Annotated in this window: 6 protein-coding genes; 1 reads left to right on the plus strand and 5 read right to left on the minus strand. The window is 68.9% G+C overall.

From position 1 onward, the window contains the following. Nucleotides 1-7: 7 nt before the first annotated feature. From LGI35_RS36905 to LGI35_RS36925, 5 genes are all read right to left on the minus strand, one after another. On the minus strand, nucleotides 8-1549 hold the full coding sequence (locus tag LGI35_RS36905; protein WP_227298607.1) for a hypothetical protein: 1542 nt from the start codon (nucleotides 1547-1549) through the stop codon (nucleotides 8-10). Between the two features lie 65 nt (nucleotides 1550-1614). After that, a complete protein-coding gene (locus LGI35_RS36910; RefSeq protein ID WP_227298609.1) occupies nucleotides 1615-3858 on the minus strand; it encodes a bifunctional glycosyltransferase/CDP-glycerol:glycerophosphate glycerophosphotransferase in 2244 nt (747 codons plus the stop codon). A gap of 51 nt (nucleotides 3859-3909) precedes the next feature. Next, nucleotides 3910-6138, minus strand: a complete 2229-nt coding sequence (locus tag LGI35_RS36915; RefSeq protein ID WP_227298610.1) for a bifunctional glycosyltransferase/CDP-glycerol:glycerophosphate glycerophosphotransferase — start codon at nucleotides 6136-6138, stop codon at nucleotides 3910-3912. A gap of 64 nt (nucleotides 6139-6202) precedes the next feature. Then, nucleotides 6203-8404: a bifunctional glycosyltransferase/CDP-glycerol:glycerophosphate glycerophosphotransferase gene (locus LGI35_RS36920; protein WP_227298611.1), complete on the minus strand. Its 2202-nt coding sequence runs from the start codon at nucleotides 8402-8404 to the stop codon at nucleotides 6203-6205. A gap of 1061 nt (nucleotides 8405-9465) precedes the next feature. Beyond that, nucleotides 9466-10239, minus strand: a complete 774-nt coding sequence (locus LGI35_RS36925) for a polysaccharide deacetylase family protein (RefSeq protein ID WP_227298613.1) — start codon at nucleotides 10237-10239, stop codon at nucleotides 9466-9468. 353 nt (nucleotides 10240-10592) lie between these two features. Here LGI35_RS36925 and LGI35_RS36930 point away from each other — a divergent pair, with 353 nt between their 5' ends. After that, a complete protein-coding gene (locus tag LGI35_RS36930) occupies nucleotides 10593-11915 on the plus strand; it encodes an MFS transporter (protein WP_227298614.1) in 1323 nt (440 codons plus the stop codon). Nucleotides 11916-11982: the final 67 nt, after the last annotated feature.

The following is an 11982-nucleotide window of genomic DNA, read 5'->3' on the forward strand; positions in this document are numbered from 1 at the left end:
GGCCTTCTTATGGGGCGTACTCCACGTTCTTCGGTGGGGTGGTGGTGGCCGGTGTAGCTCGGGGCGCCCGGGGCGGGGTGACGGGACCCACCGCACCGCGCAGGGCGGGCAGGAGTGACAGGCAGAGCACGCCGATGAACATGGGGGCCGCCATGTAGCGGAAGCACGGTGAGGGGGTCGCGACCAATACGGTGAGCTGAGTGCCGAAGGTGACGCCCGCCAGTGCGAACAGGGGGCGGCAGCGGCGCGACCGGGCGAGCCGGGTGACGAGCGCATAGGTGGCGTAGGACCAGATCGCGCCACGCCAGAGGAGCCACTCCAGCTGGGGGACGTGGGCGGCGGAGTAGGCGAAGGAGCCGACGTGGTGGAGGTCTTCGGACAGGGGCCGCGGCTGGGCCGCCCTGTTGTACGGGCTCGTCCTCATCTCCGCGTACCACTTGTAGAACGCCGGATCCACCCGGTTGAGCGCGTTGTACGTCCTGCCGCCTTGAGCCTGCGGCCCGGGGAAGACGGCCCAGGCGATGTGTCCGCGGCAGATCCGTGCGCCCAGCACCCTCTGGGGGGCCTTACGCAGAGTGCGCCACCACAACTGGACGAGTGGCTCGGTGAGTTGGTCGGTGACGTGCCGGTTGAGCTTGCGGTACAGGGGGTCGGAGGCAAAGCACGTGGTTCCCGTCGTGCGCCAGTCCGAGAGCGGCGCCGTCTTGGCCATCAGCCGCAGATCGTCCTTGGTGAACAGCTCGGGTGCCTGCGCGTAGGTGACCGACAGGTCGGCGTAGTGGAGGTTGTAGACGAGCGTTCTGGGCGGCTTCTGGATGCCGACCGCTCCGTAGACCACGAACATCAGCGTCAAGGTCACGGCAGTGGTGACGGTGACCAGCGCGGCGATCACGCGCCGCGCACCGGGCAGCACCACAAGAAGGCACAGCGCGGCGATCACGGCGACAGGGAAGCCGTTGTTGCGGAAGAGGCTGATGCCGAAGAAGCCGACGCACAGCAGCAGGAGTTCGGAGCGGCGCAGACGGCCGTTCCAGGTTCCCCGCAGCCTCCTGCCCGTCAGTCGTGCCGTGACGGCGAACACCGCCAACGCGCAGATCGTGAACGGTACGTCCTTCCCCACGTAGACGGTGAACGAGGCGAGCGGCGGGGCCAGGGCGCACGCCAGCGCGGCCGGTGCGCTCCATCGCCCGCGTACGCCGATGGTGCGCAGGCTCGCGCACGCGTAGGCGAGCACGGCGGACATCGCGATTGACTGACACAACGTCAGGGCTCCGAAGCCGCCCGTGGTGTTGAGGCTCAGCCAGAGCAGAGAGTTGTAGAGGACCGAGTGGTTGGAGATCCAGTGGTCGGTGGTGACCTGCCAGGTGTACGCGAGCGCGTCGTAGTCGATCAATCCCGGGTAGAAGGCCATCCACCAGAGCAGGTAGCAGGCCTGGCAGGAAAGGAAGACGACGAGCGGCAAACGCACCGCCGGCGGCACGCGCGTCCACATGGCCCGGGCCTTCGCGGTCGCGGCCCGAGGCCCGGACCCGTGCGGAGCGTCTGGCATGGCGAGGATCTCCTGGGTGTTCGGACCGGAGCGGCCGGCGGGAGGTGACGCTTGAGGTCGCACGGTCAGCGTGTGCCGTCCGGAAGAGCGGAGCGCGTGGCCTGTCGGAGCTGTCGCGCGTCCTGCTGGGGAATGACCGACGAGGGGTGGTCCCGGCCGAGCATGACCAGGGAGACCACCCGGGCAGCCGCGTGCCCGTCGTCGTAGGTGCAGAACCGCCGGCGGAAGTCGGCGCGCAGAGCCGCGGAGCGCGCATCCTGCCATGCCCCGGAGGCGAACAGATCCGCCAACTCGTCGGTGCTGGTGGTGACATGGCCCGGCGGGTCGGCGAGCACATCGAAGTAGGCGCCGCGGGCCGCCCGGTACGCCTCCCAGTCGTCGCCGTGGACGATGATCGGGCGGTCGGTGTTGGCGTAGTCGAACATCAGGGACGAGTAGTCGGTCACGAGGGCGTCGGAGACGAGCATCATGTCCACAGCCGAGGGCTCGTCGGTGACGTCGAGGAGCAGCCCGCGCCGCTGGAGGTCGCGCAGCTGCAGACCGCGGAACGGGGCCCGTGCGTCCTTCGGGTGCAACCGGACGAGCAGGGTGACCGTCGGCCCGAGCCCCCGCAGCAGCTGTTCGAAGTCGAGCCGCGGGACGTACGACTTGCGGTGGTCGCGCCGGGTCGGGGCGTAGAGCACGACGGTGTTGCCGTCCGGGATTCCGAGCCGTTTGCGCAGGGCGACCGTCCGCATCCGGTCACCCGTCACCAGCACGTCGTTGCGCGGGGCGCCGGTCGGCAGTGAGGTGAAGTGACAGGGACAGGCGCGGTCCGAGATCTGCTGCGCGTACGGACTGGAGACCAGGCTGAAGTCCCAGCGGTCCGCGCGCCGTAGCTGGGCGCGGACATCGACGCGATACTTGGCGGCCGGACGGCCGAGCAGGTCGACGCCCACGTGCCCCAGAGGTGTCCCCTCATGGGTGTGGACGTGGATCTGCCCAGGGCGCTTCACCAGGCCGAGTGTCCAGTCGACGTTGTTGACGAAGTATGTGGCGCGGCTCGTCACCCGGTGGTAGCCCGGTGTGTCCGGGGTGACGTAGTCGATGCCGCTCGGCAACTGCGCCACCGCGTCCGGCCGCACCACCCACACCGCGTCGATGTGCGGGGCCAGCATCCGGGCCGCCTCATGGATGGCCGCCGGATCGCCGAGAACACCGCGATGCCAGGAGGCCGAGTACACGGCGAGGTTCGGATCAAGACGGAACCGGCGCTGGGTCCCGGCGTAGGTGCGCCGGACCTGCCGGGTGGTCGCCGCGCACAGTTTGCGCTTCTTGCGGAGGGACGCGCGCCCCAGCCGCTCGGCCAGCGCGTATGCCTGGAACACGGGGTAGGGGCTGTGGGCGATCAGGCGCCACTGGGCGCGGTAGGCATCGTCCGGCGGAGTGAAACCGTCCGGCTTGTAGCGCCGGTGGAAGGCCACCGTCTCTCGGTAGAAGGCGGACCGGTCCTCGGGCAGCACTCGCTCGCTGAGCGGCAGCGTCGCCAGGAAGTGGTTGATCATCCGCTCGAAGAGGTGCGGCCTCGACTCGCGCAGTTCCGGGTGGCTGTCGAGAAACGCGAACAACCCCGAGTACTGGGCGAAGATGTCGAAGTGCCTGCGTCCCGGCGTGCGGGTGATCGCACCACGTCTGCGCTGCAGATACTCGACGCACACCCGGTCGAGACACGCGATGCGGCGGGCGCACATCAGCGCCTGATAGGTGACCGGGGCGTCCTCGTAGAGACCTTGCTGGTAGGTGAATCCGTGGCCCGTGAAGAAGTCGCGGCGGTACGCCTTGTTCCAGGCCACCAGGAACAGATGCAGATACTGGGGACTGCTCACGATGTCGAACGTGTCCGTACCCGCGGAGGCGAGCAGATCCGCCGTCATGCTCCTGTCGCCACGGCCCCACCAGTGCGTGCGCACATGGTCGAACACGAGGATGTCAGGGCCGTCGGTGGCGGTCAGCCGCTCGTCGATGGCCAGCAGCGCCCCGGGCGTGTAGCTGTCGTCGCTGTCGAGGAAGAGCAGGTAGTCACCCGTCGCGTGACGGACCCCCGCGTTGCGTGCCCGGCCGAGGCCGACGTTCTGAGGCAGGTGGACCGCCGTGACCCGGCTGTCGAGCGCCGCGTACTCGTCGATGATCGAGCCGCAGTTGTCGGGTGAGCAGTCGTCGACCGCGATGACCTCGATGTCGGTGCAGGACTGGGTCAGGATCGAGTCGAGGCACTCGCGCAGGTAGCCCTGGACCTTGTAGACGGGGACGATGACGCTGAAACGAGGCACGGGCTCTTCCATTGTCGTGGGGGAGGTGGGTGGACGTGCGAAGGGGACAGGTCAGCGGTGGAGGACGCGGGCGGCGGCCGGGGCAGGAACGCGCTCGCGCAGCGGAACGACCGGCGGCAGGGCCTCGGCCGGCTCACCGAGCAGCACCCGGCGCACCACGCGCTCCGCGGCCAGCCCGTCGTCGAATTCGCAGAATCGCTGACGAAACGCGTCGCGCAGCCGGGCCGCGGTCTCGCCCTGCCACTCACCGCTGCGGAAGATCCTCGTCAGCTCGTCCTGGGTACGGGCCACCGGACCCGGCGGCGTGGCGAGCAGATCGAAGTAGACGCCCCGTGTCTCCCGGTAGATGTCCCAGTCGTCGGCGTGCACGACGACCGGGCGGTCGAGGTTGGCGTAGTCGAACATGACCGACGAGTAGTCCGTGATCAGAGCGTCCGCGGCGAGGCACACCTCCTCGGGCGAGCGGTGCGCCGTCACGTCGATCAACGCGCCGGAGCGCAGCATCCCTTCGAGGCCCGCGGACCCCTCGTAGGAATGGTGGGCCCGCAGCAGCACGACGAACTCGTCGCCGAGCGCCCGGCAGAACGCGACGAGATCCAGCTGGGGGAGGAAGTCCGTGCGGTAGTCGCGGTGGGTCGGCGCGTACAGCACGGCGACACGGTCCTCGGGGACACCGAGGCGGCGCCGGATCGCCGCGACGTCCTCGGCCGTCGACGTGTAGAACGCGTCGTTGCGCGGATAGCCGACGTCCAGACTCTCGTACGCACCCGGGTAGGCCCGCTCCCAGACCTCGGTGGAGTGATGGTTCGAGGAGATGTTGAAGTCCCAACGGTCCACGCGCTGGAGCAGCTTGCCGAGAGGGCCGACCGCGGCCGCCGCCGCCGGGTACTCCATCAGGTCCACGCCCATGCGCTTGAGCGGGGTGCCGTGCTGGGTCTGCACGTGGACGGTGTCGGGTCGCTTCTTGACCGACATCTCGAAGTTGACGTTGTTGAAGGTGTATTTGGCGGTGGCCATGACCTCCCAGTAGCGGGCGCTTCCGATCACGACGCTGTCCACATCGTCGGGCATCTGCTCCGCGTGGGCCTCGGTCACCAGAAAGACCGTCTTGATGTGCGGAGCCAGGCGCCGTGCCGCCGCGTGGATGGCGGCGGGGTTGCAGGTGTAGCCGCGGCCCCAGTACGAGGAGAAGACCGCGAGATTCTCGTCGACCGGCCGCCTGAGGAAAGCCCTGTACGGGTTGCCGCTGCGCTTCCGTAGCCGCCTCAGGCACCGTCCGACGGACCGGGCCACCCTGCCCAGCTGCCGCTTTGTGCCGCGCAGCGCGCTGAATGACGCGTAGGAGCCGGAAGCCAGCAGCGTATGTTGCAGCCCCACGCTGCCACCTGGCCGTCGGTACCCTGCCGGGCGGTGCTGACGGTAGAGGCGGGTGGCCCGCCGGAAGTACTGCCGCCGCGCCGCCGTGCCCGGCAACCGCCGGGGGGATGCCGCGGTCTTGAGCACTCCGCTCACCAGCTGGTGGAAGACCCTGTCGAGCACCGCCGGGTCAGGCTTCAGCTCGGCCGTCCGGCGCATCACCAGGTCGAACTGGTCGAGCAGGTCCATGTGGTGGAGTCCTGGCAGGTGGTTCCGGCTGCCCTGGCGGCGCAGCAGATGGCGTACGCAGATCCGGTCGAGCAGCGCGATCCGTTCGGCCTGAAGCGTGGTCAGTACGCTCCACACTGTGTCGGTGAACATGCCGGGCACGAAGGCCAGTTCGTGCCGGTCCAGGAAGTCGCGGCGATAGACCCCGCTCCACGCGGGCACCCGTACGTCGGGCAGCGCGGGGTGCTGTTCCACCGGAAAGGCCCCGGTCGGAGCGTCCTGCCACAGCCGCCCGAGCGTTGCCCCCATGCCGCCGTTGAACCAGTGCACCCGCTCATGGTCGAAGAGCAGCAGATCGGGCTCGCCGGACTCGGCGAGCCGGGCGTCGAGGATTCCCAGTGCGCCGGGTACCAGCGTGTCGTCGCCGTCGAGGAAGAGGAGGTACTCGCCCTGCGCGCCCGCGATCCCGGCATTCCGCGCGCCCGGGAGGCCGTCGCCCGCCGGAGAGTGCACCACCTTGATCCGTGGATCGCGGTCCGCGTGTGCGGCCACGATCGAGGCACACAGTCCCTCCGGGGAGCTGACGACGGCGATCAGCTCGACGTCGGCGAAGGCCTGGCCGGAGATCGAATCGAGACAGTCGGGCAGCCGCCCCGGCGCGTCGTGGGTCGGAACAACAACACTGAAGCGGGGCAACACACTCTCCTTCGACGGGCTTTCAAGCGGCGGTGGTGGGCTGAGTCACGGTGGTCCCCGGCTCCTACCGTGGACCGGATGCCGCCGCGGGTCGCCGCTCGTCCAACGGCACCGCGGACGGCAGACCGGCTGTCTCCCCGAGAAGGACATGCCGCACGACCCGCTCGGCGGCGCCCCCGTCGTCGTGCGGGCAGAATCGCTCGCGGAACGCGGCCCGCCGCCGGGCGGAGCGCGGGCCGCGCCACTCGCCGGTCGCGAAGATGCCGATGAGTTCGTCCTCGCCGGTGGCGACCGCGCCGGGCGGGAACTTCCGGAGGTCGAAGTAGGTGCCACGGGTCGCCTCGTAGGCCTCCCAGTCGTCGGTGTACACGACGATCGGGCGGTCCAGGTTGGCGTAGTCGAACATCAGCGAGGAGTAGTCCGTGACCAGGGCGTCGCTCGCCAGACAGAGGGATTCGACGCAGGGGTGGTCCGAGACGTCGACGAGCTGGGACGAGTCCTTGCCCACCGGCGGAACCGTGGACAAATGGTGGGCGCGGGTGAGCACCACGAAGCGGGGACCGAGTGAGCGCAGCATGCGTTCCAGATCGATGGCGTGGCGCTGGGCGCCGCAGTAGTCCCGGTGCGTGGGGGCGTACAGGATCGCGACCGAATCCTGGGGGATGCCCAGGGTTTCACGCAGTCGGGCCACGTCCTTGCCGGTGGCGTTCTGATAGATGTCGTTGCGCGGATAGCCGTACTCGAGAGTGGTGTAGTCGGCGGGGTAGACCCGCTCCCAGACCAACGTGGAATGGCGGTTCGCGGACAGGACGTAGTCCCACTTGTCGCAGTTGGCGAGCATGCGCCGGACGTCGGTTTCGCCGACGGCGGCCGGTCGGTCGAGGAGATCGAGGCCCATGTGCTTGAGCGGGGTGCCGTGCTGGGTCTGCAGAAACACCTGACCCTGGCCCTTGACGAGTCTGCGGTCGAAGTTGACGTTGTTGACCAGGTACTTGGAGCGGGCCAGCGCCGTCCAGTACGCGGCCGTGCCGGGGGTGAGGCGGCGGGTGGCCGGCGGGATCGTGTGGTGGTGCGCCGGGTCGGCGATCCAGGCGGTGCGGATATGGGGCGCCAGTTCGCGGACCTTCGCCTCGACGCCTGCCGGATTGCAGCCGTAGCCGCGGCCCCAGTAGGCGGAGAACACGGCGTCATTCTCGCGCAGCGGAAGAAGCCGCTGGATGCGGTAATGGATCTGGAGGACGGCCCCCCTGACGGCACGCTGTGCGGCGACGGCGGCGCTGCGGACACGTCGCTGAAGGCCCCGCGCCGAGTGCAGGGCCCGGTAGCAGCGGTGCGCGCCCAGACGTACCAGGGCGTGCCGGATCCTGGTGCGCACGGGGGGAGTCGCGCCCGGGGTGCGATAACGGCGGCAGTAGGTCCGGGCCTGGCGCAGAAACGCCGCGCGGCTGCCGCGCGGCACCCGGTCGGGCGCCGTGAACACCGTGCTGAAGTGGTCGAGCATCCGGCGGAAGACGAGGGGCCGCCAGCGTGCCGTGTCGGGGTGTGCGTTCAGGTAGGCGAAGACCCGGTCGTACTGGCTGAAGATCTCGAAGTGCCGGTGTCCGGGAGAGCAGGTGATCGCTCCCTTTCTGCGCTGTCGGTAACGCACGCAGACACGGTCGAACACCGCGATCGACTCCGCGGCCACCAGTACCGGATAGGTCCAGGAGACGTCCTCGTAGTAGCCGGGAGCGAAGGTGAAGCCCGCACGCTCCAGGAACTCGCGGCGGTAGGCCTTGTTCCAGACGACGTGCAGGACCCTCAGCAGGCCCGGTCGGTCGTCGAGGGTGAACGACGCCGGGCCCTCCTCGGCGAGGTGGGCGGTGACGGGATTGGGCGCCGTCCTGCCTGTCCAGTACGACCGTACGTAGTCGTAGACCAGGACGTCAGGGCCGTCGGTGTTCTTGAGCCGGTCCGAGATCGCGTGCAACGCGTCGGGGGTGAGGGAGTCGTCGCTGTCCAGGAAGATCACATAATCGCCGATGGCGCGTTCGAGACCGGCGTTGCGGGCTCGGCCGAGACCCACGTTCTCCGTCAGATGTACGGCGCGCACGCGGGGATCGCGGGCTGCGAACTCGTCGACAATTGTTCCACTGGCATCCGGTGAACAGTCGTCGATCGCGATCAGCTCCAGATCTGTGAACGGCTGCTCCAGGACGGATTCAAGGCATTCGTGAAGATATGCCTGCACTTTATAAACGGGGACAATCACACTGAACCGTGGCAATGCAGTTCCATGGGTCGTCAGCGATGTATTGCATGAAAACGGTCCATGGACTGAGGTGGTTACGCCGGATGCGGCATACGGGGGACCGCCGAATGCGCGAGGGTGACCGGCCCGTGCCGCCGGTGCATTCCTGACAGGGCGAGCGAGGCGGCGGAGACTGCTGTGCCGGCCCATGGGCTCGGGGCCGAGGCGAATGGCCCGGCCGGCGTGGCGCCCCGGCCCTGGACCTCTCGGTTTCGCCAGGGACCTCCCGGGGAGGCAAGGTCCGTGGGCGCGCACATCCGATGGGCCCGCCGGTACTGGCTGATCGCATCGGTCTCTGTACGACGGTGGCGGTCGTGGTATCCCCGTACGCGATTCAACGCTTTCGGGACAGCTGTCGAGAGGGTCCTTACTCCGTACTTTGGATTCTTCATCCAGGTATTGAGTTCGGCCTTAGCGGGCTACCGGGTCCGGTAGGGCGTTTGGTTCAGGGGTGATGACCGCACTGGCATGTCGGCCTGGCTGCTCCTGTTTCATCACGAGGCGCCGGATCGGGCGCGGCGTGCTTCGAGCGCCGAAACGCGTGCCAGGGGCTGGCGGGTAGTCCCGGACCATGCCTGAACGCCGCCGATATCCCAGTGATCTGTCCGATGCCCGGCAACCGCGGGCGTCGTCCACAGTTCGTCGATCGTGTACGGGAGGGGGACCCTCGTCGGCCGTTCAGGGGTGCGTGGCCGGGGCGCACCCCCCTCGGGCAAGGAATCGAATACGTCGGCAGCGGCTCGAGGGGGAGCAATCCGCTGAGGGGCCTCTCTGAAAGCCTCTCTGAAACGGTCAGTTGGGCCTCGGCGCTCCTGGCGGCCAATCCATCAAAGCGCGTGCGGGGCAGAATCGGTGTGTGGACAGCGGGAAGTCTCATCCCGAGCTGGAACCCGACGGCGCTCGCCTCATCTGCTGGGCAACCACGGACAACGGTGAGTACCTGTACTGGGTCAAACAGCCGGGCGACGACCCCGACAGCCGGATCGGCGGGCTTGTCCTCGTACTTCCACAGAGAAGCGCCGAGCCAAGGGCGAGGCTCAGCGCACCGGGAAGCCGAAGGAGTAGCCCTGTTCCTCGAGTTGGGGGAGAAGGCGGCGCAGGGCTTCGACGGTCTGGGCGCGGTCGCCGCCCGCGTCGTGGAAGAGGACCGTCGGTCCGTTGGGCAGCTCCCGCTCGACAGTGGCGACGACAGTGTCCGTACCCGGACGCTCGAAGTCCTTGCTGTCCACGTTCCAGCCCAGCGGGCGCATGCCCCGGGAAGCGGCGAGCTTGCGGCTGTAGGGGGTGAAGGCTCCACCGGGTGCCCGGTAGTACATCGGCCGTACACCCCCGGAGGCCTTGGTGATCATGCGTTCGGCGACGAGGATCTGCCGCGACTGGTAGGCCTCGGACTTCTTGTCCATGGCGGTGTCGTGCGACACCGAGTGGTCGCACAGCCGGTGCCCGGCCGCGACGACCTTCTTCACGAGGTCGGGGTGCGCCTGGGCCTGCGGGCCCACCATGCAGAACGTGGCCTTCACCCCGTACTCCCGCAGCACGTCGAGCACTTGAGGGGTCCACTCGGGGTCGGGGCCGTCGTCGATGGTGATGTTGATGCCGCGGGTTCCCGCGTCCGAGGCGTGTGCGATGGTCACCGCGGTCGGTCTCACATCACTGCCCGGTGCGGCCGGGGCGGTCGCCTCCGGTGACGAGCCGTCCGCGGTACCGGCCTGCGCGCTCCACACCGAGGCACCGGTGGCGAGCAACGTCACCCCGAGCGCGGCCCCGACCAATTTGCTGTTCCAGCCTCGCCCGTTGCTCCGCCGCGCCATGTCCGTCCCCTTCACGCAGTGCCTCGCCGGTCCCGATCACCTTGCGATCACTGGACAGGACGAGTCGCGAGGACCCCCGGATGCGTCCGTTACCGATCACGGACAACTCCGGGAAGGTTCGCGGACAACTCCGGTGGGCCCGGCCGTAGACAGGTCGTTCGACGGCAACTGGAAGTTCGCGTACGTCGACCGACGACGGTGACTCAGGGACCCCCGGTGCCGTGCGTCTGACGGAAGCCTCTCGGTGCCGTTCTAGGGGGGTTCCTTGACATGTCCCTGACTTAAGAGCACTCTCGCGGAAGCCCCCCCGCCCCGCACAAGTCGGCTCGACCGCACAAGACAGGGGATCTGCCGTGGGCACGAGCACCGGACAGACAGCTGCCACGCGCAGCCACCGCAACCGCGCCGTCGTCGCCAGCACAGTGGGCACCGCCATCGAGTGGTACGACTTCTTCCTCTACGGGACGGCCGCGGCGCTCGTCTTCCCGCACCTGTTCTTCCCGGGCCAGTCCGACTACACCGGCGTCCTCGCCTCCTTCGCCACGCAGTTCGTCGGCTTCGCCGCCCGCCCGGTCGGCGCCGCGATCTTCGGACACTTCGGCGACCGGGTCGGCCGCAAGTCCACGCTCGTCATCACACTCCTGCTGATGGGCGCGAGCACCGTTCTCATCGGCTGCCTGCCCACGTACGACTCGATCGGCCTCGCCGCGCCGATCCTGCTCGTCGTCCTGCGCGTCGTGCAGGGCATCGGCGTCGGCGGCGAGTGGGGCGGCTCGGTGCTGCTCGCCATGGAGTGGGGTCCGAGGAAACGCCGTGGGCTGATGGCCAGTTGGCCGCAGATGGGCGTGCCGCTCGGCCTGCTCGCCTCGACCGGCATGGTCCGCTGGATGACCTCGGCGACCGGCGGCGACTTCGAGAGCTGGGGCTGGCGGATCCCCTTCCTGGCCAGCGCCGTCCTCATCGCGATCGGCCTGTACGTACGGCTGCGGGTCGTGGAGAGCCCCGACTTCAGCGCGGTCAAGAACGCGCGGGCCGTGGTCCGGATGCCGGGTTGGGAGGTGCTGCGTCACCAGTGGCGTGAGGTTCTCACTGCGGCGTTCGTACGCCTCTCCGAGCAGGCCCCGTTCTACCTCTTCATCACCTTCGTGCTCGCCTACGGGACCGAACACCTCGGCCTCGCCCGCAGCGACCTGCTCGACGACACGCTCGTCGCGGCCGCCGTCGGGCTCGTCTCCATCCCGCTCTTCGGCCATCTCTCCGACCGGATCGGGCGCCGCCTCGTGTACGGGATCGGGATCGCCTGCGTCGCCGCGTTCGCGTTCCCGTACTTCGCGCTGCTGAACACCGGTTCGTCGGGGCTGGTGCTGTTGGCGATCGTGCTGTCCCTCGTCTTCCACGATGTGCAGTACGGTCCTCAGGCCGCGCTCATCGCGGAGGGCTTCGGCACACAGGTCCGCTACAGCGGCGCCGGCCTCGGTTACCAGCTCGCCTCGGTCGTCGCGGGCGGACCGGCACCGCTGATCGCCGCGGCGATCCTTGAGGACACCGGGTCGAGCGTCGGCATCAGCGTCTACATCGTGGGCTGCTGTGTGCTCTCCTTCGTGGCGCTGCTGCTCATACCGCGGCGCGCGGACGCCGACCTGACGGTGGGGGAGCCGGCGCGGCAGGAGGTGTGACCCGCGGGCCCGGCGCACCGCGCCGTGGAGTCGCGGTCTCGAAAAATCGTGGCACTTCCGCGGTAGG

Source organism: Streptomyces longhuiensis (assembly GCF_020616555.1).
GTDB classification, from domain to species: Bacteria; Actinomycetota; Actinomycetes; order Streptomycetales; family Streptomycetaceae; genus Streptomyces; species Streptomyces longhuiensis.